This window comes from Trichococcus sp., assembly GCF_055118575.1.
Map to the genome: position 1 here is coordinate 1 of NZ_JBSQPW010000038.1, position 24,905 is coordinate 24,905.

23 protein-coding genes, 1 pseudogene and 1 other annotated feature are annotated in these 24,905 nt (G+C 49.9%); of the genes and pseudogenes, 20 read left to right on the forward strand and 4 right to left on the reverse strand.

Translation table 11 applies throughout. The features are described from left to right. Positions 1-232 precede the first annotated feature (232 nt). The gene (locus ACTCCX_RS10545; protein ID WP_463275958.1) at positions 233-1,105 is read right to left on the reverse strand and encodes an SDR family oxidoreductase; all 873 of its coding nucleotides are present in this window, start codon (positions 1,103-1,105) and stop codon (positions 233-235) included. Between the two features lie 135 nt (positions 1,106-1,240). Here ACTCCX_RS10545 and ACTCCX_RS10550 point away from each other — a divergent pair, with 135 nt between their 5' ends. The 5 genes from ACTCCX_RS10550 (at position 1,241) to ACTCCX_RS10570 (ending at position 4,193) form a co-directional block, all read left to right on the forward strand. Then, positions 1,241-1,591: a winged helix-turn-helix transcriptional regulator gene (locus ACTCCX_RS10550; protein WP_463275959.1), complete on the forward strand. Its 351-nt coding sequence runs from the start codon at positions 1,241-1,243 to the stop codon at positions 1,589-1,591. A 292-nt stretch (positions 1,592-1,883) separates the two neighbouring features. Continuing rightward, on the forward strand, positions 1,884-2,252 hold the full coding sequence (locus ACTCCX_RS10555) for a YccF domain-containing protein (RefSeq protein ID WP_463275960.1): 369 nt from the start codon (positions 1,884-1,886) through the stop codon (positions 2,250-2,252). A gap of 395 nt (positions 2,253-2,647) precedes the next feature. Next, positions 2,648-3,019 (forward strand): HAD family hydrolase, encoded by a 372-nt coding sequence (locus ACTCCX_RS10560; RefSeq protein WP_463275961.1) that lies wholly within the window; start codon positions 2,648-2,650, stop codon positions 3,017-3,019. Next, entirely contained in the window at positions 3,016-3,234 is a 219-nt protein-coding gene (locus ACTCCX_RS10565) for a hypothetical protein (RefSeq protein ID WP_463275962.1), read from the forward strand. The genes ACTCCX_RS10560 and ACTCCX_RS10565 overlap by 4 nt, the downstream gene beginning before the upstream one ends. 107 nt (positions 3,235-3,341) lie before the next feature. Then, complete coding sequence (locus ACTCCX_RS10570; protein ID WP_463275963.1) at positions 3,342-4,193, forward strand: alpha/beta hydrolase; 852 nt, start codon at positions 3,342-3,344, stop codon at positions 4,191-4,193. Positions 4,194-4,379: 186 nt separating this feature from the next. Here the strand turns inward: ACTCCX_RS10570 and ACTCCX_RS10575 are convergent, their stop codons facing one another. Then, a complete protein-coding gene (locus tag ACTCCX_RS10575) occupies positions 4,380-4,949 on the reverse strand; it encodes a histidine phosphatase family protein (protein WP_463275964.1) in 570 nt (189 codons plus the stop codon). Between the two features lie 617 nt (positions 4,950-5,566). On the opposite strand from ACTCCX_RS10575, the gene ACTCCX_RS10580 reads away from it, so the two are divergent. Both ACTCCX_RS10580 and rpoN read left to right on the forward strand, forming a co-directional pair. Continuing rightward, on the forward strand, positions 5,567-6,889 hold the full coding sequence (locus tag ACTCCX_RS10580; RefSeq protein ID WP_463275965.1) for a purple acid phosphatase family protein: 1,323 nt from the start codon (positions 5,567-5,569) through the stop codon (positions 6,887-6,889). Positions 6,890-7,046: 157 nt separating this feature from the next. Continuing rightward, a complete protein-coding gene (rpoN, locus tag ACTCCX_RS10585; RefSeq protein ID WP_463275966.1) occupies positions 7,047-8,342 on the forward strand; it encodes an RNA polymerase factor sigma-54 in 1,296 nt (431 codons plus the stop codon). 483 nt (positions 8,343-8,825) lie between these two features. Here the strand turns inward: rpoN and ACTCCX_RS10590 are convergent, their stop codons facing one another. Then, positions 8,826-9,950, reverse strand: a complete 1,125-nt coding sequence (locus ACTCCX_RS10590; protein WP_463275967.1) for a plasmid pRiA4b ORF-3 family protein — start codon at positions 9,948-9,950, stop codon at positions 8,826-8,828. A gap of 312 nt (positions 9,951-10,262) precedes the next feature. Between ACTCCX_RS10590 and ACTCCX_RS10595 the strand changes: the two genes are divergently transcribed. From ACTCCX_RS10595 to ACTCCX_RS10610, 4 genes are all read left to right on the forward strand, one after another. Further along, the gene (locus tag ACTCCX_RS10595) at positions 10,263-11,330 is read left to right on the forward strand and encodes a hypothetical protein (protein WP_463275968.1); all 1,068 of its coding nucleotides are present in this window, start codon (positions 10,263-10,265) and stop codon (positions 11,328-11,330) included. A 375-nt stretch (positions 11,331-11,705) separates the two neighbouring features. Beyond that, entirely contained in the window at positions 11,706-12,869 is a 1,164-nt protein-coding gene (locus tag ACTCCX_RS10600) for an ATP-grasp domain-containing protein (protein WP_463275969.1), read from the forward strand. A gap of 15 nt (positions 12,870-12,884) precedes the next feature. After that, positions 12,885-13,637: an esterase family protein gene (locus ACTCCX_RS10605; protein ID WP_463275970.1), complete on the forward strand. Its 753-nt coding sequence runs from the start codon at positions 12,885-12,887 to the stop codon at positions 13,635-13,637. 415 nt (positions 13,638-14,052) lie between these two features. After that, positions 14,053-15,720 carry a peptide ABC transporter substrate-binding protein gene (locus ACTCCX_RS10610; RefSeq protein ID WP_463275971.1) on the forward strand — a complete coding sequence of 556 codons (1,668 nt, stop codon included), beginning with the start codon at positions 14,053-14,055 and terminating at the stop codon, positions 15,718-15,720. A 77-nt stretch (positions 15,721-15,797) separates the two neighbouring features. Here ACTCCX_RS10610 and ACTCCX_RS10615 read toward each other — a convergent pair whose 3' ends face one another. Beyond that, complete coding sequence (locus tag ACTCCX_RS10615) at positions 15,798-16,367, reverse strand: NADPH-dependent F420 reductase (protein ID WP_463275972.1); 570 nt, start codon at positions 16,365-16,367, stop codon at positions 15,798-15,800. Positions 16,368-16,557: 190 nt separating this feature from the next. On the opposite strand from ACTCCX_RS10615, the gene ACTCCX_RS10620 reads away from it, so the two are divergent. The 9 genes and pseudogenes from ACTCCX_RS10620 to ACTCCX_RS10660 all read left to right on the forward strand — a co-directional run. Then, positions 16,558-16,917, forward strand: a complete 360-nt coding sequence (locus ACTCCX_RS10620; protein WP_463275973.1) for a putative quinol monooxygenase — start codon at positions 16,558-16,560, stop codon at positions 16,915-16,917. A gap of 24 nt (positions 16,918-16,941) precedes the next feature. Continuing rightward, entirely contained in the window at positions 16,942-17,802 is an 861-nt protein-coding gene (locus ACTCCX_RS10625) for an SDR family oxidoreductase (RefSeq protein WP_463275974.1), read from the forward strand. A gap of 203 nt (positions 17,803-18,005) precedes the next feature. Continuing rightward, positions 18,006-18,263: a binding site (T-box leader), on the forward strand. Between the two features lie 96 nt (positions 18,264-18,359). Further along, positions 18,360-19,406: a uroporphyrinogen decarboxylase/cobalamine-independent methonine synthase family protein gene (locus ACTCCX_RS10630; RefSeq protein WP_463275975.1), complete on the forward strand. Its 1,047-nt coding sequence runs from the start codon at positions 18,360-18,362 to the stop codon at positions 19,404-19,406. 150 nt (positions 19,407-19,556) lie between these two features. Next, complete coding sequence (locus ACTCCX_RS10635) at positions 19,557-20,615, forward strand: Gfo/Idh/MocA family protein (protein ID WP_463275976.1); 1,059 nt, start codon at positions 19,557-19,559, stop codon at positions 20,613-20,615. Beyond that, on the forward strand, positions 20,599-21,702 hold the full coding sequence (locus tag ACTCCX_RS10640) for a uroporphyrinogen decarboxylase family protein (RefSeq protein ID WP_463275977.1): 1,104 nt from the start codon (positions 20,599-20,601) through the stop codon (positions 21,700-21,702). Before ACTCCX_RS10635 ends, ACTCCX_RS10640 begins: the two co-directional genes overlap by 17 nt. A gap of 39 nt (positions 21,703-21,741) precedes the next feature. Continuing rightward, positions 21,742-22,614, forward strand: a complete 873-nt coding sequence (locus ACTCCX_RS10645) for a transporter substrate-binding domain-containing protein (RefSeq protein ID WP_463275978.1) — start codon at positions 21,742-21,744, stop codon at positions 22,612-22,614. A 265-nt stretch (positions 22,615-22,879) separates the two neighbouring features. Beyond that, a complete protein-coding gene (locus ACTCCX_RS10650; RefSeq protein WP_463275979.1) occupies positions 22,880-23,590 on the forward strand; it encodes an amino acid ABC transporter permease in 711 nt (236 codons plus the stop codon). Positions 23,591-23,614: 24 nt separating this feature from the next. After that, a pseudogene (locus tag ACTCCX_RS10655) lies at positions 23,615-24,292 on the forward strand (amino acid ABC transporter permease); the annotation flags it as partial. Between the two features lie 82 nt (positions 24,293-24,374). After that, on the forward strand, positions 24,375-24,905 hold a 531-nt coding region (locus tag ACTCCX_RS10660; RefSeq protein WP_463275980.1), incomplete at its 3' end, for an amino acid ABC transporter ATP-binding protein.

The following is a 24,905-nucleotide window of genomic DNA, read 5'->3' on the forward strand; positions in this document are numbered from 1 at the left end:
GACAGGACGGGGTCGTCATCTCCGGTTAAGCGTCGCTCCCCGGAGAACAACGGTAACTTTCAGCCGCACCTTCGACGAAGCCGACCTTATCGGAGGACGAAGATGAAATGTGGGGCGAACTCCGGCGAAGCCGCGTTCACCGGAGAAAAAACCAGGAGCCGCCTCTTTGCGAGGCAGCCCCTGGTTCTGATAGTGATGTCATACATTCTGTGGGTTCGAGTGTTGGTCGGAATCAACTGTTTTGCTTAAGTCCGTCCACGATTTGGCGCAACCCTTCAGTAATCGGCGTTGCCGGGCGGCCGAGCAGTTTTTCGAAGTCATCGCTCTCGACATCCAGCGAGCCTACGCGGATGCTTTTTTGGATTTCGACAAGGATTGGGACCACGAAATCCGGCACACCGGCGCCTACCATTACTTCGGCATAGGCAGCGTCATCAACCTGCTGGACAGGTACTTCCTTGCCCAATACTTCACCAAGCACCGCAGCCAGTTCTTCCTGAGATAAAGGCTTGCCTGACAGTTCATAGACTGTATTTTCATGTCCCTCGCCTGCCAGGACAGCAGCCGCAGCTTCCGCATAATCTTGTTGTAGTGCCCAACCAACCTTGCCGTCCGCTGCCGATGTCAGCCAAGGAGCGCCTGCCAAAACACCTTGAATGCCTGAAATTTCATTCTCCAAGTACCAGTTGTTGCGCAAGAAGGAGTAGGCAATGCCTGTTTTCAGGATGGCCGCTTCCGTAGCCTGATGCGTCGGGGCAAATAAATTTTTGCTTCCCTGTGCATTCGCCAAGCTGGTGTACGCGATGAAGGAAACGCCAGCACGTTCCGCCGCAGCTACCGCGTTGGCGTGCTGGCGGATTCTGGTTTCATTATCGCCATCCGCAGAAATCAGCAATAAACGATCGACACCCGCAAAGGCGGCGTTCAGGCTTTCCGGATGATCAAAATCCCCCTGGCGAACGTCCACTCCTTGAGCGCGTAAATCTTCTGCTTTCTCAGGGTTGCGGACACTGACGGCCAATTGCTCGGCCGGTACAGTCTTCAATAGAATCTCCATAACTTTTGTGCCGAATTTCCCTGTTGCTCCTGTCACCAATAATTTCATTTGTTATCTCTCCCTTTTTGTGTTTACTTTTCATTAGTAACCTAATAATATAGCAGTAGGTATTTTTTTGAAAGTAGGCACTTTTTTATGACCTAGGCACAAAAACAGGACCATTGCGAAAGAGAGGCATTTATCATGGCAAGAAGCTGGTTCGGGGACCCCGCAGACGAGAAATTGGAAGCGACGGTTTGTCCCATCACGCAGACGCAGGACATCATTGCAGGCAAATGGAAAATCATCATTTTATGGAATTTGAGCGAGCAGACAAGAAGGTTTAACGAACTCCAGCGGCTGCTGCCGAATATTTCAAAAGGAATATTGACCAGACAGTTGCGGGAGTTGGAAGAAGACAATATGGTTCACCGGGAAGTCTACAAAGAAGTCCCGCCAAAAGTCGAATACTCGCTGACGCCACTGGGGCAAAGCTTCATCCCGATCCTGCAGAGCATGGGTGAGTGGAGCAAAAAGAATCTGCCTGGGAAATAGGCTGAAGGATTTGGGTGGTGCCGGTTGGCCGGAGGAGCGCACCGGAACTGGGCATCAGCTCCGGTCAAGCGTCCGCTCCCCGGAGAACAGCGGTAACTTTCAGCCCCAACTTCGACGAAGCCAGCCTTATCGGAGGACGCAGACGAAATGTTGGGCGAACTCCGGCGAAGCCTGCGTTCACTGGAGCAGGGCCCGTTAGCAAAGAATAGAGCGTAGCTGAAAATTCAGTACTTAGTCCGATGCCTGTGAGCGTACCAGGGTGTACAATGATACGGTAAAGGAGGGATCAATCATGAATTTCTTAATGAATCTGATTTGGTTTGTTTTGGGTGGTTTTATCAGTTTTGCTTCCTGGATCGTAATCGGTGTTCTGTGGTGCTTGACCATCGTCGGGATCCCGATTGGCATGCAGTGCTTTAAGTTCGCGGTGATGGCGGCAGTGCCGTTTGGCCGGGAAATCCGTATCAGCGAGAGAGGTACATCCTTCGTCATCAATGTCATCTGGATGCTGTTGGGCGGAGTGGCGTTGGCGGCTGAGGAAGTCATCTTGGGTGTCATCTTCTGTCTGACAATCGTCGGCATTCCATTCGGACTCCAGCACTTCAAGCATGCCAAGCTGGCATTGTTCCCGTTCGGGGCGGAAATCTATCGCGTTGCGTAACTACTGAGATACATTTAAAAGATAGGGTTTTGTAAATATATTTAACGGTTTGTGGCGGGGATTGATCGTCAGTAGTGGGTCTGGAGTTTCGGCCTTGCTGGAGAAGGATCAGTTCCCGTTTTTTGTGTTGGATGCAAATAGATGACATATTCTAATAGAAAGCAGACTTGTGGCGGATAATCCGGCTGCCTGGTGTATCCGATTCACAAATGGTAGCGAAATCGTTTGTGAATCGGATAAATGGATGGGGTGATAGGCGGCCGGTCGGATCCTTGATTGTAAAATAATTGACCATCATAGCTATCCGTTGACAAGCGCCTTTTTCTTGCGTAAGCTTTGACTAAATTTAGCCCGGGGACAACCGGGACAGAAATGCAGACGAAAGGGATGGGGACATGAAAGCGATACTATTTGATTTGGATGGTGTAATTACCGATACAGCGAAATTTCACTTTTTGGCTTGGCGCGAATTGGGAGCGGAATTAGGCATTGAAGTGGATGAGGCATTCAACGAGGAGTTGAAGGGCGTCAGCCGAATCGATTCGCTGGAGCGCATTTTGGTGCAAGGCGGGGTTGCGGATCAGTATTCCTCAGCCGAGAAAGATGCGATGTGCGTCAAAAAGAACGCGCATTACTTGGAACTGATCAAATCTATCACCTCCGCCGAGCCCTTGTTCGTCGGAGGACAGCCTCGATCCACGCGCCCAGCTCCGGCCAACATTCGCTCGCAGGAGGAGAGCGAATTACCGGCACCGCACCTCCGATGAGAAGGGCGCTCACCGGAGGAAAGCGCCAGCTCCGATTAGACTTGGCTTCGCCGGAGCAGGCGATCGATGCACCGATGATCAAGACCTACATCAACGGCTACAGCGCGAACGACAGGGTCACCGAAGTCATCGTGGAAAAACTGATCGGGAAATCCGCATTCGAAGGCAAAAGCCCGGTAGATCCGTTCTGCGGGGTGTGGGGAACGAACTTTTAGAGCTTAATTTAAGGAGGAAATCGACTATGCTTGTTGAAACATTAAAATTATATCCTGAACGGGAAGATGTTACGTTAACGACCTACGTTCTGGCTGATTCGCCGTAAATGTTGGACGGAGCCAGTCGCCCGGCTGTGCTGATCTGTCCGGGAGGCGCTTACCTTTCCTGTTCGGATCGGGAAGCTGAACCTGTGGCGCTGAAGTTCGCATCGATGGGCTATCACGCCTTTGTCCTGCGCTATTCCGTTTATTTGAACAAGGATGAAGCTTTCCAATCGATTTTTGGCGGTGTCGAGAGGCGCGAACATACGGTGTTCCCTGCCCCGATCCGCGATATCGGCAAAACGATGCTGACGATCCATGAACATAGCGATGAATGGCTGGTCGATACGGATCGGATTGCGCTGTGCGGCTTTTCGGCAGGCGCGCACAATGCCGCGACCTATTCCGTTTATTGGAACAAACCGATCCTGACCGATCATTACCAAGTGTCGGAAGAAAAACTCCGTCCCGCTGCCACGATTCTGGGGTATACGTTGAGCGACTATCTGTTCATGAAAGATACGGAAAAAGATGAAATGGCCACCATTTTGTTCGACGCCTCAGTTACGTGGTTGTTGGGGGAAGCATGCCCTAACGATGAGAAATTAGTTGAAGTGAGCCCGGCCTTGTTGGTGACGGACAAAACACCGCCCATGTTCTTATGGGCCACGGCAGCGGATGCGCTTGTCCCAGTCGGTCACACGCTGCGGATGGGCATGGCTTTGTCGGAGAACAAGATTCCGTTTGAGATGCATGTGTTCGAGGAAGGCCCGCATGGCTTGAGCCTTGCAACGCAAGCCACGGCAGATTCAAAACCGCTTGTCGACCAAAATGCCGCCAAGTGGATCGATTTGGTGGAGGCCTGGTTGCTGAAACGCTTCGCGATCGAGTTGAAGGAAGAAGTCAGATGGAGTTAGGGATATGAAATTTTAAGGATGTGAAGGAAAAAGATGGATAAATGCGAGACATTCATCATTTCAGGTTTTTCACATTTTTCAGGAACCATTTAAAAACAGAAAATGCGCAAAAAAGTTAAGGTCAGCCTCTAATAACTGGGGAGGCGTCCTTAACTTTTTTTGTTTGTCCAAATTTTTTAAGAAACTTCAGAACCCGTGCCGTTCGACTTCCAACAGCGCAAAGGTTTTCTCCTGCACGTCGTATTCGTACTTGAAGACGCAGCAGTTGGTGATGCCGTCCTTCATCACTTCGTGGGGATCCTGCCAAGCGCTCAGGAAGTGGATGCAGGCGCCAGCGTGGGAGACGGCGAGCACTGTCTGGTGGTCGTCCTGCTCCATGATTTCGGTACAGGTACGGACCATCCGCTCTTTCACCTGGTCGCCGGACTCACCGCCGTACTGGACGAAAAAGGTGCTCTTGTCTTTGGGGTTGAGGTCCTCGCTCTCGCCTTCGAAGGTTCCGAAATGCATTTCCTTCAGGCCTTTCAGGCGTTGGTAAGGCATCAGTTCGTTCGTCACGATCTCCAACGTATCGCAGGCACGCTCGGCTGTTGAGCTGTAGGCGTGGTCGAGGTCGATTTCATCAAAGTAGGCACTGGCGATTCCGGCTTGCTGGATGCCGAGCTCCGTCAACGGCGAGTCGCAGGCGCCCTGGATCTTTCTGCGGACATTGAAAAGCGTCTGACCATGGCGCATCAAGTATAAAGTTTTTTTCATAGGGAGTCCTCCTGATTTTTGAAGCGGTTACAACTCAATTATACTACTTGCGACAGGGGGCAAGTCAACAAGGAGTGTTTTCTCTTCCGGCGAGCGGAGGCTACGCCGGAGCTCGCCTCACAATTACAGTCTGTGCTCCGATGAGGACAGGCTTGCCGGAGAAGAACCCGCAAGATACCGCTGTCCTCCGACGAACAACCCCTCGCCGGAGAAGCGATTTTCGCACGTCCACCGCTGACATATAGCTGATCATATCTCGTTCCTTCTCGGCGCAATCACATCTGGCGGCCTTTGCTGTAGTCGAAATAGTCGAATAAACCGGACGCATGCGACCATTCGATTTTCGAAAGCACAAAAATAGTCGAATGCTAAGCGCCATTCGACTATTTCGGTAACATTCTGTTTCTGTTTCTCGGATAAGTGACAATTATTCGCGTTTTTGGCGCTGCGGCGCGTCAGGTCGGCGTCCAAATCTTCAGGCGGAACGATATGGACAGCCGCTTATGGGTGAGGCACGATACTGCAAGCGCCGGCAATACAGATTAAGGCGCAGTGTTGTATAATGTAGGTAAATCAGTTTTCTTACAAGTGGCCCTATAGCGTTTTGGAGGGGATCAATGATGTTAAACAGAAAATACGGTATGAAGAGCCTATCTTTAGTTTTGCTTTTGTTGGCGTTTGCAACGGGCTGTAAGAATGAATCAATCACAGAATCCGTAGTCGGAGAGTCGGCATCAACCGCCTATAATCCGACCATGTTGGACGCCTTCTATATCGCTTTTTCACCCGGAGTGGATGAAACGGAGCGGACGTTCAGTTGGCACACTCCGGAAACGAAAAAAGAAGGGCTTGTGGAGTTGAGTTTGTTGGATGAGGAAGGTAATGTTGTGTCGACCGAAACCTTTGAAGCGACCGTCACCAAAACGCAGAGCGGCTATTCCACGCACGAAGCGACGGTTTCCGGCCTGGAACTGAACAAAAACTATGCCTACCGCTTCGGGGACGGCTACCGAGCCTGGTCGGAATCCTACACTTTTCGGACGCAGGATCCTTGGGACGGTGACTTCAACTTCCTCTTCTTCGGTGATCCGCAGATTGGTGCCGGCGATGGCACGCAAATCGATGCGGATGGGTGGGACTGGACGGTGACAGCAGCCACGGATCTTTTTCCGGCTACCGATTTCCTCGTTTCGGCGGGCGATCAAGTGAATATCGCCAACAATTTGGACCAATATGACGGCTATTTTTTCCCGGAAGAACTGACCGATTATCCAATCATGACCTTGATGGGCAACCACGATGATGTGCTTTTTGCAGATTACTTCAACCCGCCCAACGAGACCGGACTAGGGGAAGATGGAGCCGGCAGCGACTTCTATTTCACATACGGGAATACGCTTTTCATCGCTTTGAACACCCAAAGGAACGACATCGAGGAGCACCGGGAAGCCATGGAACTGGCGGTGGCGGAAAATCCGGAGGCTACCCATCGGATTGTGCTTTTGCACAAATCCATCTACAGCAGTGGTGACCATGCGCTCGATGAGGATGTGTTGGCTTTCCGAGACGGGTTGGTGCCGGTCTTCGATGAACTCGACATCGATGTGGCTTTGATGGGGCATGACCATGTCTATGTGCGGACCTATCAGATGAAAGGCGATGCGGTCGTTGAGGAAATCGCCTACGATGAGGCAGGCGCCGCTGTCGATCCGGAAGGCACGCTCTATCTGACCGGCAACTCAGCTTCTGATTCCAAATATTACGACATGCAGGATTCCTTCGTCTATGAACGTTATGCGGCCGTCGCGCTGCAGTTGGAGGAACCGACTTTCATGAATGTCGAAGTGACCGACGATTCCCTGACATTCACAACCTACAAAACCGCCGATCAGTCGGTTGTGGATGCTTACAGCATTGTGAAGTCGGTTGGAGATGAATGAGCGGGAAAAGCTGGATAGTCTTTTCGTTGCCTTCGGATGAGTTTTCTTGAGGGTAACGTTTTTTTGCGCTAAAACGAAGCCATTTTTTAACGAAAAATGGTATAGTGTCAGTGCATGCATTATTGAAAGAGACCTGAACCAGAAAGGGGAATTTGTATTGAATCTAAGCCAAAGCCAAAATCTTACCCAAACGCAAACGCAAAAGCAAACGCTTTCTCCTCAGCTGCTGCAGGGGATCCATTTGCTCCAGTTGGGGAGGCTGGATGTCCGTGACTATCTGGAGCAGAAGGTTTTGGAGAATCCTTTTCTGCAGCTGAAAGTCAGGGAGTCGAGAGTTTCCCGAAGCGGTGGTCCAGCCAATGATCTGAGTTGGATACCCGACCGTAAACAATCCCTTTATGAATATATTACGGAGCAAGTTATGCTGACTTATCGGGATACCTACCTCCGCACCTTGATTGTTTGGTGGATTAACCAGTTGAACGATAAGGGTTATGTCATCAAAAGCATCGAAGAAGCAGTGACTGAAACGAAGACTGCTCCAATCCAACTGATGGATGCCTTGACGCTGCTGCAACAACTCGATCCACCTGGCATCGGGGCGCGTAACCTGCAGGAATGTCTGATGCTGCAGACGGAACGGCGGGAGGATGCACCCGATATCGCCTACCTCGTGTTGGAAGAATCGTTCGACGATCTGATCAACCGGAAGTGGGGCGCCATTTCCAAGCGATATGCTGTGCCGTTGGAAAGCATCCAAAAAGTTTTTGATTTCATCCAGCATCTGACGCCTTCTCCGGGGATGGCTTTCCAATCCGAAGAGCAAATCTCCGTCAGACCGGATATCATTGTCACCATCAAAGATGCGCAGCTGCAGATAAACGAATCCCGCTACGGCGTGCCGATCCTTTCCTTCAACAAAGCGTACGCTGAGGAACTGGAGCAGCACAAGGATAAGGAAGTCGCGAAGTACATCAAAGACAAAAAGAAAGAATACGAATCGCTGCAGGAAAGTCTGGCGATCCGCAGCGAAACGATTTTACGTGTCAGTACGGCTATCGTGCACAGACAAGCGGCGTTCTTCTTTGATGAAGCGCATCCGCTGGCTCCGCTGCAATTAAAGGACATCGCAGATGAATTGGGTCTGCACGAATCCACCATCAGCCGGGCGATCAACGACACGTATATCCAAACCGACTCGGGCATCTACGAGCTGAAACACTTCTTCTCCCGCAAGGCAAAAACGGATCAGTCGGATGCACTCTCGACAAGCTCCGTCCAACAACGGATCCAAAAACTGATCGAGGAAGAGGATAAGCACAAACCGCTGTCCGATCAAAAAATAGTCGACATTCTGACCGGTGAACAAATTGACATCTCCAGGCGGACGGTGGCCAAGTACCGGACGGAACTCAATATTCCATCAACTTCAAAAAGGAAACGATTTGACTGAAGCGAAAGGCACAATAATCGGCTGGCATTTTTATTTTTGAGAATACGCAACAAAAAACGAGGGTGTCTCATCATTCAATGAGACATTCCCTCGTTTTTTTAGCTTTATTCATAACTGGCCGGGTATTGAGGCTGCTACGGCTAGCGAACGCCATTCAGATGCTGCATCTCTCGACGCTCTTCTCCGGCGAGCGTATGCTTCGCCGGAGTGCAGGACGTACTCCCGTTCGGTTCTTCGATGAAGAGTGCTTCATCGGAGTTAGATCTGATTGCTATTGGTGTGCTCCGGTGAGTGGGCCGTACACCGGAGCTGGGGCCGGGATTTCAAACGCTCCTTCAGCCGGTGTACGCAAAGAGGCCGCCTCATTTGAGACAGCCCGTTTTTGACTTGTGCACTGCAGTGTATTATATCTGCGATTTCACTGGAGTGTGTTTGATAAACATGAAGAATCTGACAACCAGAGCGTGGGCATATCGCGTTTTGTCACTTTTTCTTGCGAGACATTTTTTTGTGATGCATCCTTCGTGCCAGTTCTGCATTCACGTCCGCCACAATCGCTTTGGCGTTGCTGTTGAGGAGGCTCAGCTCTCCATGCAGGACTTCATGGCGGCTGTCTTCATAGGGAGCATCATTTTTGGCGGCTGTACAGACCGGATAGACCATGCCCTCTGCCGGCTCAAGGATTTTCTCCAGCACGATTTTGTGGCGCCAATCATCCCCGAAATCATAAGTGTAAAGGGCTTGATCTTTTTCAACCAGAAAGTGATCATGCAGGTGTTCCTTTTCCTCTGTGTAGCTGGTTTGCTCGTCTTTGAAAAAGAAGTTTGCGAATGTGGGATCGCTATCGGCGGATTCGATGGTAACATTTTTTTGCCGGATGCCTTTCGACTTTTGGATCATGAAATCATGCAGATGCTCATCTTGCCAATCGAACAGGATCTGGATGATTTTGTGCAGCTCCAGGAAAGTGCTGTTGCTGAGGACCTGAACTTTCCGCCAGACAGGGACGCCGACGTCTTCGAGCGTGATCTTGAATGAGTATAGTTGTGTCGGCTTAGGTCCGGAAGTTGCTGTTTTAGTTTTTTCGGCGGATGTACCCAGTAACTGTGTCAAGCTATTCAACTGTTCTTTTAAATTGTCATAGCTTTCTCCACGCTCGGGGGACAAATCAACGATTTGGTTGAGTTGGGCCAATATTGTTGCTGCAGGAGATAATATTTTGTTCAGCGTGAGGGTATATTCATTTGGGCTATCCTGGACGGAGGTATACGCTGCGGAATCCCCGGTCTTCTTGAAATAGCTTTTAAGAACGACATCCTTTTCATATAAACAATCTGCAAAAAGACGGGTGCTCTCGGATTCATCGTTGTAATCAAAGGGATCTGCATCAGCCTGGTCGGTGAAGGATTGCTGCTGAATTGTGGTACCGGATTGCTTTTTTCCGTTTGAGCGTATAATCCGGAAGGAATGATTTTTGGGGCTATTCTCCTTAAAGACCTCCAAAACCTGTTGATGCAGTTGCTCAAATGTGGAATTTTCCTCGATCCAGATCATGCGTGTATTCAGTCCCGTAGAAAAATTTTTTTCTATCATCATTTCGTAAAACACATAAAAGCCCCCTTGGTAAGAACCGTCTTAGTTTGAGTGATGTTGTTTGTTCCCATCATACCCAATTAAGGATGCAGGAAGCAACCCGATTTTGCAATAGGGTATTCAAAAAAATGGCGTTGGCCTGTAGAAAGGCTTTGCTATCAACATGCACCAAAGTCAATTTTGTGACATGTTCACATAGTGGATTGGGCCTTAGATGCAGGTGTATGATAGGGACATCGAAGGTTGCAACCATTTCGGAGATCTATTTATTTTTGATCGCTGTGCTTGTGATTTGTGGGATATTTTCTGAAAGAGAGGCTGATGAGGATGTACGAGGATAATATTTTTGAGAGCCATGAGGAGACGGCACGAATTGTTTTTGGAGTGGACTGGGAAGAGGTATTGGATGGATTGCGTGATGACGGAACGCCGGAGGAGCGATTGAGCGATTTGGCTGCTCAGGATGGACGCTTTCCGTTTCTCGAACTGCATTTTCAGGAGCTGAGGTGTCTGAATCTGATGGATGAACAGCAATACGTCAGCGGAAATGAATCTGCAGCATTCTATAAAAGCATGGCGAATACATACGGCACCAGAGTGATTGATGGAACCGAATATGCCCTCATGGACAATTTCGCGTATCATTATTTTCATGAAATGCTGACGGTTGAGGCGGTGGACCGCCAAGGCAGGCAGTTCGTCATGATCTACGGCATGCCCGATAACTGGGAGGAAATTGAGCGTCAGGTAGAGGAAAAGGTCTGGGATCCCAGTGAGGAGGATGAAGTGGCGGCAGCTGATGGAACCGAGATGTGGGAGCACCCGGATATGGTTATCAGCATGATTGATTTCCGCAATGAAATCATCAACCGGGCAGCGCTTGAGTTCCGTAAAAATGGCGTCCCGTTGGAACTGCATTTCCTCTCCAAACGGATGTTTATTGACGATATGCTTGCTTCGAGGGCGGTCACGCATCAGATGCCTGGCATAATCGCGTCCTTTGAAAAGGTCTCCGCAAACTTCAGCGACGTCGACCATTTGGCGTTTTCGTTGGACGAGAAAAGGATCCGTATCTTTTATGCCGACATGGATGAAACGATCGACCATATGCTTACGGCTTGCGGGAGGATAGCGCACGGATCGGCAAAACAGATCGGAATTGGTGAAGTTTGTTATGACACGTTTCTGGATCGGGTCGAACGTGCGTTGTTCGAACTGATCTTCCTCGTCAACAAACCGACGGATGAACTGGCTTTCGTGAGTGGTGTCGCGATGCAACGATTGGATGCGATTCGGGCAGGCGAACTGGAGTTGGAGGAACTGAATTTGGACGAGGTAAACCGCTTGATACTCAGTTTTCCGGAATTGCTGAATTTGGATTGGCTGTTCGTTTAAGAAAGTGAGGTTGTTAACGCTCGATCAATCCCTGTAGAGCTTTATCGTATTCAGCCATGGATTCAAACACACATGCTAAAAAGATTTTCGAATCATTCGACGGTTGCTTTGATTGTGCGGAAAGCAATTTAGTTCGTGATTTTGATGAGAGCCGAGTGATTCTGGCGGATGCTCTTTTGGCTGAGAACCGATTTATCTTTTTCATACTGTTCATGCCTTTCAAAGAAGTGGATTTTAGTTATTCATAGCTTATCAGAAAACCTTAGCAATTGTATCACTATTTCCCCTCCCCATCTGAAAAACGCTTGTAAATTTGCCGTTATAATGGTACATTCTCATTATAATCTAATGTACGGAAGAAAGAAGGGAATTCCCATGAACTACGTTTTTATCTCTCCCCATTTTCCAAGCAATTTCAAGAATTTTGCAGTCGGTCTGAAGCGTGCGGGCGTGCATGTTTTCGGCATCGCCAGCGAGCCGTATGAGTTGTTGGATGCTGGCTTGCGCGAGAGCCTGACAGAGTATTTCCGCGTCAATGACATGGAAAATTACGACGAAATGTTGCGTGCGGTGGCTTACTTGACTTACAAGCATGGCAAGATGGATCGGATCGAATCGCACAACGAATACTGGCTGGCCCAGGATGCCCGTCTGCGTACCGATTTCAACGTCTTCGGCTTCAAAAACGAAGATATGGCCTTCGTAAAACTGAAATCCGCCATGAAAGAAAAATTCAACGAAATCGGCATCCGGGTGGCGCGCGGGCGTGTCATCGGCGATTATCACGATGCCCTTGGATTGTGCCACGAATACGGCTTTCCGGTCTGCATCAAACCGGACTCAGGCGTCGGTGCGGCGGATACGCACAAAATCCGTTCCGAAGAGGAGCTCGGACATTTTTTCCATGTGAAGAACCCTTATGAATCCTACATCCTGGAGGAATTTATCGACGGGAAGATCGTCACTTATGACGGTCTGACCGATGCCGCGGGGAATATCCTTTTTGATGCCACGTTGGTGTATGAAAAAGCAGTGTTGGAAATTGTGGAAAAGAATGCGGATATGTTCTACTATGTGGATCGCAATATGCCGGATGATCTGCGTGAAGTCGGCACCAAGCTCGTCCAGGCTTTTAATGTCCGCGAGCGCTTCTTCCATTTTGAGTTTTTCCGTTTACCTGACGGCAGTCTCGTTGCCTTGGAAGCCAATCTGCGTCCGCCGGGTGGGCATACGATGGACATGTGGAACTGGGCGAATGATGTCGATTTGTATGCCGCTTATGGCGAATTGGTTGCGACCGGCCATTTCAACGCGCAGATGCATGCGCCTTATTACTGTTGCTACGTCAGCCGCAAGGGCGTCCATCCTTACCGCTTCACGCATGAGGAAGTGATGGCCCGTTACGGCGGGAATGTCGTCCTGTTCGAGGAAATGCCGGGGATTTTTGCGGCCATCATGGGCGATTTCGGCTACGTCATCCGTGCGGCAGAATATCAAGAACTGATGGACATCATCCATATGATTTCCGTGACCGAATAGACTGGGGGAAAAAAGATGCACGTAGAATATTCATCACAATGGAGCGGCCACCTGAACCGCGAAATGCGTTTCAACCGCTATGGACATGCCGGGAAACCGATCATCGTCTTCCCTTCATCCGGCGGCAGCCACAACGAATACGCGGACTTCGGCATGATTGAAGCCTGCCAATGGTTCATCGATCAAGGTTTGGTGCAGTTTTACACACCGGACAGCGTCGACAACGAATCCTGGCTGTGCGAATGGAAAAGCCCGTACGACCGCGCCAACATGCACGAACGTTATGACCGTTATATCATCGACGAACTTATTCCGCACATCAAGTATCAGACCGGTTATCAAGGATCGATGATTGCGACCGGCTGCAGCATGGGCGGCTACCACAGCCTGAACTTCTACCTGCGCCATCCGGATGCTTTCGATACAGTCATTGCCTTGAGCGGCCTTTATGATGTCCGTTATTTCTTCGGTGATTACCACGACCGTAACGTCTACGAGAATTCGCCGATCGATTATCTGTGGAATCTGAACGACGGCTGGTTCCTCGACAAATACCGTTCCGGCAACATCATCGTCGCCACCGGCCAAGGCAACTGGGAAGAAGTCAGCATCAAAGACACCCGCAAAATCGAAGAAGCGCTGCGCTTCAAGAACATCCCCGCCTGGATCGACTTCTGGGGCGAAAATGTCCACCACGACTGGGAATGGTGGCGCGTCCAGATGCCATACTTCTTGGGTAAATTGAATGAGCAAGGCAAATTGAATTGAGAAGAAACTATCGTCCTTCCGGCATTTTGCCGGGAGGGCTTTTTGTTGCGTGATGATGGATGTTAGGGGCCGAGGTCGGAGCCGGCCGCCTTTTTTGCGCGTAAACATGAATAACTGGCCGTAACCCATGCTTTTGGTCCGATGGCGGCTCGAAAAGATGGATACTTTTCCGTTATTCATCTTATTCCGTGCCCCCAGTGCCCAAAAAGATGGATACTTGGACTTTATTCATGTTTTATAGATACATAAGCAACCCAACCCAATCAACCTACTGAACGTTTTTCCCTATCAATAGTGATCGATATTTTGAATTATCGCAAAATTTATATAAATGCTATGATAAACAAACGTAAATGTAAATATAAATAATTAATTGGATATAATATAATGCGAATAAGTACCCGGGAGGAACGATATGAGAAGAGAAAAATGGTTGTTTTCAACAATGTTAGCTATAAGTTTGGTGCTTGCGGGTTGCTCGACTGGAGGGGCAGAAAGTTCAGACAGCGCGGCTGCAAGTAGTTCCGCTGCGAAAGCGGAAGTAGAGCAGGTCATCACCGTGACGAACAGCGGTGAATTGGGAACTTTGGATAACGCCTTGGCTCCTGATATATCGAGTATGGTCGTCATCGGGAACGCTATTGAAGGCTTGTATCGTATCGGTGCTGATGGCGCATTGGAACTTGGGATTGCTTCCGAGGAACCAAGCGTCAGCGAGGACGGTCTGGAATATACGTTTAAGATCAAGGAGGATGCGAACTGGTCCAACGGAGATCCGGTTACGGCGGAGGATTTTGTTTATACCTATCAAAAAATTGTGGATGCGAATACCGGCTCTCCAAATGTAAACAAGTTTTATGTCTTGAAGAATGCCCAAGCGATCAATGGCGGTACAGTGGATAAAACGGAATTAGGTGTGGAAGCCATCGATGAAAAAACAGTTAAATTCACTTTGGCGTATCCGACCACTTATTTCAAGGAACTCTTAGGGATGGTAGCTTACCTTCCTCAGAACCATATCTTGGCCACCGAATTGGGCAGCGCGTACGGAACGAACAGTGAGAATACCGTGTACAACGGGCCTTTCATCGTGGAAGGCTGGGAAGGTACAGACCTGAACTGGTCATTTGTTCCGAATGAAGAATATTGGGATGTGGAAAATGTGCAACTTGACCAGATCAATTGGGAAGTCACGAAGGATGTAGCGACGAACGTCAATCTTTTTGAATCAGGCGATGTCCAATTTACCCAAATCGGTAACCCGCATATCGAGCAATATGAAGGCTCCGACGCTTTGGTTACTGAACCTAAAGCTTTGGTCGGCTACTTGTGGTTCAATCAAGACCGAACAAGTACGGGAAATGTTCATTTGAGAAAAGCCTTGTCGCAGTCTTTCGACAAGGATGCCTATGTTGAAACGGTCCTGAATGATGGATCTGTGCCTTTAAACGGCCATGTTCCTTCAAGCTATGCCTATAATCCGGAAACGAAAGAAGATTTCCGTGCAGAAAACGGTGACTTGAGTGTGACTGATATTGAGGCTGCCCAAGCAGAATGGGAACTTGCCAAAACTGAACTGGGCATCGAAACGTTGGAAATCGAGCTGTTGACATCCGACGCTGATACATCCAAAACGACTTCTGAATTCCTGCAGGCTGAGTGGCAAAAAAATCTGCCTGGATTGACCGTCACCATCCGGAATGTTCCGCTGAAGAGTCGTCTGGAAGCTACCGCCAACGGGGAATACGACATTGCCTACGGTACCTCAACTCCTAGCTATGCGGATCCGATTGCCTTCTTGGACATGTACGAATCGACGAATGCTATGAACAGCTCCAATTACGCCAATGAGGAATACGATACGTTGCTTGCCGACACAAGAGGTGCATACGCAAACGATCCGGAAAAACGTTGGGAAGCTTTGCTGGCAGCCGAGAAATTATTGCTGACCGAAGATGCTGCGGCGGCGCCGATTTACCAGGGAGCTAACGCAAACTTGGTTGATCCTTCTTTGAAGGATGTCCAAATACAACCCGTCGGTATTCCTATGTACTTCCGCACGGCCTATGTTGCAGAAAAATAAGTTAATATAAATGCGAAACTCCCGCCCTTTCAAGTAATTACGCTTGAAAGGGCGGGAGTTATTTGCTGTAAAATGAGTTATTTAACGATCCCAAATCCACCGGCCCAAGTGATTGCTTCTTTGACGGCCAATGTCATTTGCAGGAAGCCGAATGCTTCCAGTTCGCGGGCGCGTTTCAAACTGCCGGCGTCAACAACGGTTAACGGGCTGTCTTTCAGCGCAGTGATTAATTGCTCTTTCGCGTCTGCGAAATCAGAAGCCAGCAACACGACTGTAGGGATTTCACCGCCGACTTTCGCTGAATCCAAGGTTCCGGCGAAATTTGTGTTGAAGCCTTTGACAACTTTGCTGTTCGGAAGTTTCTTTTGGATTTCTGAAGCAGCAGATCCATCCGCCGGCACAACTAATTCATCCCACGTTTCAAAATTTAACGGATTGGTGATATCAACGACAATTTTTCCGTTTAGTTGCTCTTTGTAGCGATCGATCACGTCATCGACTGCAGGATATGGGACTGCCAATACAACGACTTCATTCAGCGTTGCATCCGTTTCATGCCCGACATAATTCACTGTATTTCCTGCAGCTTCGAAATTCTTTGCGATTGCTGCTGCCATATTGCCTTTTCCGAAAATTGTTACGTTCATTTTGGTTCCTCCTGAGAAATTTATTTGGTATGGAATGAGCCATTCGTTCCATGCATTTATTATAGACATCCTAACTATCAAACTGTAAGTAGGCACTTTTTCATCAGTAGGTTACAAAAAGGTGCGTACTAGGCAGCCGGGATGTTGTCCTATAAGATGGGGATAATTAAATTTGATTGGGGATGTAAGCATGTTTGAACATATTTCGTGGATTTTTGAGTTAACGTTAAATACAAAAGAATTATCCGGTTTGAAAGAATTGATGAATGAAATGGTGAACGCAACAAAGGCAAATGAGCCAGGCACTTTGGCTTATGAATGGACTATTTCGGAAGATGGAGAAATTTGCCATATTTACGAATGCTACGAAAGTGATGAAGCAACTTTAGCGCATCTTGCGACATTCAAAGAAAAATATGCTGCACGTTTGCTGGCTTTCGGCGATGCAACCAGTTTTGTCGTTTATGGTGCACCAAATGCAGACGTAATCGAAGCTTTGGACGGTTTTGGGGCTAAATACATGGCGCCAATCGGTGGGTTCAGACGTTAATACAAAAGGAGCGGACTATCAATCATGAAAAGTATTGAAGAATTATTAGGCTATCAAGGTAAGACGGTCGTAATTACCGGCGCGGCTTCAGGCATGGCAAAAGCTGCTGCAGAGTTATTATTGAGCTTAGGGGCAAAAGTCTATGCTGTCGATCGCAATGAGACGGACTTGCCCGTATTTCAATTCATTCCGGCTGATTTAAGCCAAAAAGCGACAATCGATGAGGTTGTGGCACAATTGCCCGAGAAAATCGATGCCTTGTTCATGTGTCATGGTGTGGGCATCGGCAAAGGTAAAGAGAAATTCATCCAGATGGTCAATTTTGTTGGTCAACGCTACATGGTTGAGGAACTGTTGCCGAGAATCACTGATGGCGGTTCAGTTACTTTCATTTCGTCCACTGGTGGCTATGGTTGGGAGCATAACATGCAGAATGTTGGTGAAGTATTGGCATGCCCGACATTCGAAGCGACTGAAAAATGGGTGGATGCGCACGTGGATCTGTTCACGGATGGGCAGACTCCGGATCCTTATCAGTTCTCTAAGCAATGCGTCACTGCATATGTGAAAGAAAAAACGCGTGCACCGGAGTTCATCGGACGTAAAATCCGCATCAACGCAATCGGGCCAAGCTTCACGGAGACGGCTTTGATCAAAGAGTTCAACCTGGCTGCCAGCAGTGATGGCACGGAAGCCGGTGGCGCACAAGTGCTGCACGATCTTTACCTGAAGAGCTGGAACGGCCGAGCAGGTCGACCGGAAGAAATGGGTTATCCGTTGGTATTCATCGGCAGCGACCTGTGCAGTTACCTGAGCGGTCAAGTTCTGTATATTGATTTTGGTTTGACCGGTGAGCTGGATTACCAGGCTGCCGCGGCAAAATAATTTAATAGGTAATAGGAGGAGCCGTCTCATTACGAGGCGGCCCTTTTTGCGCATAGACATGAATAACTAGCGGTTATCCATGTTTTACCCCACGCATAACTAACCCGATGTTCGCTTCTCCCTGTCAATCCTGTTCGGAATCGTGTGCTTTTCAGGCTGTGGCTGCGGTGGTAGACTTTGTCTATCAAATAAAAGCCATACAGAAAAAAGCAAAGAAGAGGAAAGTACTTGTTGGAAGTCCTTCAGAGAGCTCTTGGTCGGTGGAAAAGAGCGGACGGCAGCACAGGAAAAATGGCCTCGGAGTTGATGCGCTGACAGGGAGTCCCTGCAGGCGCATCCGGACGCCCTCGTTAGACAGGCAACGGTATCGAGCGCAGCAAATGGCTCCGTACCGGTTGAGGCGGCAAGCGCAAGCTTTTCGCGAAAAAAGGTGGAACCACGATGTCACAGTCGTCCTTTCTGGAATCAATCCAGGAAGGGCGGCTTTTTATTTACATTTGGCTAGCTTCAGGGCTAAGCGAACTATTCAGCTTTTCTAAATTCGAGGAGGAATACATATGACAGACAACAACAGAAGAAAATTGATTTTTGACACTTTCGACAACAAGGAAACGGAGCGTGTGCCGGTTGGCTTTTGGTTTCACTTTGCTTTCGGTGATGCTCAATTCCGTGGTTTGGAGGACAGATCGATTTTGGATCGAGTGATCGATGGGCACAAGGAATTCTATGACGCCTTCAAACCCGATTTCGTGAAAATCATGAGCGATGGCTTTTTCGGGCATCCGAGCCTGTTGGAACAAACGATCGAGCATGCCGATGACTTATACAACGTCCAGGCAGTCGGGCCGGAGCACCCTTGGATCACGGAGCAGGTCAAGACGGTCAAACAAATCAAGGAATCCTTCAACGGCGAGGTCGCAACTTTCTACAATATCTTTTCTCCGGCGAACTATATCCGGATTGCCTTCGAAGCGTGGGACAAGGATCCCGAAAAATTCACCCGCTTCTTCGAAACCGAGCCGGAAGCCCTCGCGTATGCGGCAAATGAAATCGCCAAGGACATCGCAGTCTTGACCCAGAAAGTCATCGAAGAGGCGGGCACGGACGGCATCTATCTGAGCGTGCAGAACGTCCAAAGCAGTACTGCCACCAAAGAAGCGTATCAAAATTACATCGCGCCGAGTGAATTGACGGTATTGGCGGAGGCGAACAAAGTCAGCGATTACAACATCCTGCATATCTGCGGCTATGAGCATCATCAAAACGACTTGTCGTACTACCGGGATTATGAAGCGAAAGCCTACAACTGGGCGGTCCATACCGAAAAAATCAGCCTGAAGGAAGGCAAGGATTTCTTCGGGAACAAAGCGGTGATCGGCGGCTTCGACAATAATGCAGGCACCTTGTTGGACTCGGGTGACAAGGCGGACATCGCCCAATTCACAGCCGATATCATCCACGAAATCGGCGATACAGGCGTCATCATCGGAGCGGACTGCACCGTCGATCCGCAGATCGGACTGGATCGTTTGGAATTGGTAAGGCAAACAGCGGCGGGTGTCTCGGGCAAAAACAACACACAAACGACAGCGCTGCAAAAATAAAACGGGACGGCAGGAGCGGTGTTCGCCAAAGCCGGTCAACCCTGATAGACAATCGATATTATTTTTAAAACAAGCACCGTGTTAGAATCAGACACATACTTTAAAACGATAGCCACTCGGATAAGCCGGAGTTCAGGAAGGAGGGGTCCCATGGTCGGGATCGTCATCATCGGCTGTGGGGATGTTTCGAAACAGAGGCATGCCCCTCTAAGCCATAAAAACGAAAAAGTCGATCTGGTCGGTTTCTATAACCGTACGATCGCCAAAGCAGAAGCTTTCCAAAAGAAGTACGGCGGGAAAGTCTATCGGAGCCTTGAGGAAATCTGGGAAGATGGAAAAGTCGATGCCGTCATCGTCGCGACGAACGAACAATCACACAGCCCCATCACCATCGCTGCACTGGAAGCCGGCAAGCATGTGCTATGTGAAAAGCCGATGGCGGATTCGGTGGCAGAGGCCGAACGAATGCAGCAGGTGGCTGAGCGGACGGGCAAAAAACTGATGATCATCCATAATCAACGGTTGTATCCCGCGCATCAGCTGCTGAAAAAGTTGCTGACAGAGGGAACACTCGGGAAGATCCATGCCTACCGGACGACATTGGCCAACCAAGGGCAGGAAAATGACGGTTGGGGTACAGCGGTCCCTGATTTCTACGATCGGATCGGCCATACGAACGGCGCTCTGGCGCAGGTGGGGGTCCACCGCATCGATTTGTTGAACTACTTGTTCAGCGAAGATCCTGTCACTGCAGTGTTGGCCCAGACCGCGACGCAAGGAAAGCAGCTGGCGGATGGAAGCCCGGTTCCTTATGAGGATTACGCGGTCTTGCAACTCCAACATCGCTCGGGCATTCAAGGGACCTTGCTGACCCACTGGTTCGATTATTCGAACGAAAGGCAGACCGTCATCTACGGCGAAAAGGCTACTGCCGTCACTTATGCGGACGGACATCCGGTGGCGATCTACCGGAAAAACGGGGAAAGGACCTACTTGGATGATCCGTCACAGGACAGCTTATACGCGGAACCATTGACACCAATCGTCGATAAGTTTGTTGAAAGCATCGAACAGGATGCAATACCTTTCGTGACAGCGGAACAAGGGATAACGGCATTGCGCATTCTTGCCACCGCATACCGATCGCAAGCAACGCAGACATGGACACCCATCGAACAGGAGGATACACAAAATGACAGAAACATTTAATGGAAGAAAAAGAATAGAAGCAGCACTCAAGAAGCAACCTTTGGACAGACCGGCCATTTCCGGTTGGCGCCACATGCCGTTGGTCGACAGGGATGTCGAAGCGTTCGCCGCAGCGACGATCGCCTTTACCGATGAGAATGATTGGGACCTGATCAAGCTGATGTCGCAGGGACAATTCTTTGCGGAGGCCTATGGAACTCCGATCACCTTCTCGACGGATGCGAAGGAATGGGCAGGCAAGATCCTGGAATATCCGATCCGGAGCTCGGAAGATCTGACCCATTTGGTGCCGCTCAAGGCGGATAATCCGGTGATCCAGCGCGAAGCCGCTTTTGCCAAGAAAATCGTGGAACACTACAACGGCGAAAAAGTGGTCGTCGGCACCGTCTTCTCGCCTTTGTCATGGGTGAAGCAATTTGCGCCTGGGAATGATTCGATCGCGCACATCGTCGACGGACCGGAAGAAAGTCCAATCGCAGCTTTTCTCGAGCATCACCGGGAGGAATTGAAGGCGGCGCTCGATGTGCTGCATGCCTCCAACAAAGTGTTCGTGGACGAATTGATCGTTGCCGGTGTGGACGGCTTCTTCATCGCCGAACAGTACAGCCAGCGCGGCGACATATCCGAAGCCGACTATGCCGCTTTCGCCAAACCTTATACGGATGACCTTTTGGCTTACATCAAGGACCGTACCTGGTTCAATATCCTGCATGCGCATGGACATGTCGATCTGGCTGTGGAACGCTTTATCGATTACGATGTGCAGGCCATCAATTGGGAAGACGGCAGCGATCACGCGGAGGATCCAACCCGCTTGAGTTTCCGCAAACTACGCGCCCTGACGGATAAAGTGCTGGTCGGCGGTATCTCCCCCAAAACTGATCTGACCTTCTCGAATCAGGCGCAGGAAGTCGAAGACTTGTTGGTCGATCGCTTGGCGGACGTCGTTGCCGAAACCGGCGACACGGGCATCGTATTTGCGCCGGGCTGCGCGATTTCCTTGGAAGCCAATCCGGATTTTTACCAACGCATCAACGCAGCCGCCCAAAAAGTGCAGGCGACAATCCTAAAAACAGCAAGCCATTAACGAACCGAAACATACAGAACCTACAGGAGGAGTAAATATATGAAGCGAAAAAGATTAGTGACGACAGTGAGTTTATTGGGGGCGGCATTTTTAGCTGGATGCGGCCAGACCGGAGCGGAAACGACAAGTGAAGCAACGAGCGGTTCTGCAGCCGAGGCGGTGGAAGTGACTACGGTGCAGGTAGCCCACACGCAAAGTTCCGCGCCGATGAATTATGTGGATGAGAACGGCGAATCGACCGGCTATGAAGTCAGCGTTTTGAAGGCTATCGACGAGTTGTTGCCGCAGTATGAATTCGAGTATGTGCCGACTTCCGATGAGGATCTGTTGATTGGGATCGAATCCGGCAAGTACGATGTCGGCACGAAAGGCGCTTGGTACACCGAGGAGCGCGCCCAGAAATTCATTTTCCCTGAAAATTACATCGGCGCCAGCAGCATCGGTGTGCTGATTCGTTCGGAAGATGCAGCTGAAATCACAGATTTAGAAACGTTCGCGGCTGCCGGTAAAAGTTTGGTTCCGATCTCGCCGAACAACGCCCAGTACAATGTAATCCAAGAATTCAATGAAGAACACCCGGATACGCCGATCGAGTTGACTGCGGCAGACGTATTCGAAATTGCGGACGCCTACACATGGTTGTTGGAAGGCCGCTATGACGGCTACTTCGCCGTCAAGACCGCTTATGAAGTGAACGTACTGGCGGAAGGTGCACCTTACAGCCAGTACAAGGATGATTTCTCCTACTTCGTCTACGAAGCGCTGCCGACTTGGCCGTTGTTCAACAAAGATCAACAAGAGCTGGCTGACGCATACGACGAAGCCTTCCTGCAATTGGAAGAGGACGGCACAATCGATGATCTGATGATCGAGTTCCTAGGCGAAAACACCTTCCAATATGTGAAAGAATAAGATATGCGCTGCCGTTGGGGAATTGTGTGCCGGTGAAAGTATCGGATCCAGTTGCCGATCCGGAAACTTGTCGAATAGAAGCGGTGCATCCGACAAGTTGGGCTCGATTCTAGCCGGATTTGCTGGATGCTGAGAAACATCCGACAAATCGCCCGCGACCGCAAGATAAATCCTCGAATAACTGACAGATATCCGACAAATCGGGTTCCCCGGCGCTGCCGGAGAACGGAACACAACAGACGAAGCTACAAAGGGAGGTAAGAAAATGAATCGTCCATTCGACATCACTTATATTTGGAAGGCTGTGCCGGACATTCTGTCCGGTCTCGGCGTGACGCTGCAATTTTTGATCGGTACAATCGTGATCGGAGGCATCCTGGGATTTTTGGCGACCTGGGCAAGACTCAGCGGCCCGAGATGGCTGCGCGCAATCGTCCATGGCTACATCTGGATCATCCGCTGCACGCCTTCGATCGTCATGATGTTCTTGGTCTTTTACGGCCTGCCGGAATTGCTGTTGGGCGTCTTCGGCATCGACATCAACAGCTGGAACCGCCTCTACTTTGTCATCATCGCGCTGTCGCTTCTGTTCTCGGCGCCATGTTCGGAAATCATGCGTTCGGCTTACTCGGCAGTCGCCAAAGTACAGCGTGAGGCTGCCCTCAGTATCGGCCTCACCGAAGCACAAGCGTTCAGAAGGATCGTTTTGCCCCAAGCGCTTGTGAGCGCGTTGCCGAACCTCGGGAACTCGTTCATCCTGCTGATGAAGGAGGGAGCTTTGGCCTATACGATCGGTATCGTCGACATCATGGGCAAAGGCCAGCTGATCATCGCGCGCAATCTCGGCGGGTATTCGATCGAGACCTACATCGCCTTGGCAGGCATCTATTGGCTATTGACGCTGGCGATCGAAAAAGCATTCAAACTGGCGGAAGACAAACTATCGGCAGGAAAACAACCGCTGCGCGCGGCCTAAGAGAAAGGAGCAAGACGCATGACCATTGATTTAGCCTATGTGCAGGAAATTCTGATCCTCGTGTTGAAAGGCATCCCGACAACGCTGCGCTTGACCTTTATCCCCTTGTTGCTCGCGTTGCCGTTCGCTTTCCTGATTGCAGTGGCAAGACAACGCAATATCAAAGTACTGGCCCGCATTTCCCAAGTTTACGTGTCCTTCATCAGAGGAACCCCCTTGATCGTCCAGATTCTGGTGATGTACAGCATCTTCCCTAGTCTGCTGAATGTGTTCGTGAAAAGCCAGGGAATCGATTACGACGTCTTCGGCATCAATCCGATCTATTACGCTTACATCGTCTTTACACTGAATACGATCGCGATCCTGTCTGAAGTCTTCCGTTCAGCACTCGAAACGGTCGACAAGCGCCAACTGGAGGCGGCCCTTTCGATCGGTCTGCTGCCAGTTCAGGCCTACCGACGGATCGTGATTCCACAAGCATTGGTGGCGGCAACGCCGAACTTGTGCAACAGCACCGTCAATCTGCTGAAATCGACCTCGCTGGCCTTTCTGATGTCGGTCCAGGATATCACGGCCATCGCCAAGACGGAAGCGGCATTCGGCTACAATTATCTGGAGTCGTACCTTGTGATTTTCATTGTGTACATTGTGCTCTGTTCACTCGTTCAGGTGTTTTTCCAATTGTTGGAGCAGCGCTTGTCCCGCTACAAACGCGGGCGTAACATTGCCGTAAAATCAGAAAACCAACCGGAGTATTTTTTAGATGCGCGAAAGGAGCGATACCATGCTGGAATTGAGGAATATTCATAAGAAATTCGGTGAACTGGAAGTCTTGAAAGGTGTGGATATCGCCGTTGAAAAGGGCGATATCGTCGTGATCCTGGGCCCAAGCGGTTCGGGCAAGACGACCTTGCTGCGCTGCATCAACTTCCTTGAGCGCGCCGACGAGGGTTCGCTGCATTTCGATGAGATCCAGACCGAATTTTCGAAAGCAAGCAAGAAGGACATCAATGCGGTGCGGAAAAAATCTGCATTCGTTTTCCAGAATTACGGCCTGTTCGACAACAAGACGGTATTGGATAACGTCACTGAAGGCCTGATCGTCGGACGCAAAGTTCCCAAAAAAGAAGCCATCGAAGCGGCCATCCGCGCCTTGGAAAAGGTCGGGCTGAGCGACCGCTTGGCCTACTATCCTTCGCAACTATCCGGAGGCCAACAGCAACGGGTGGGCATCGCCCGCGCCCTCGCGGTCAACCCGGACGTCATCCTGTTCGACGAGCCCACTTCGGCTTTGGATCCGGAACTTGTGGGCGAA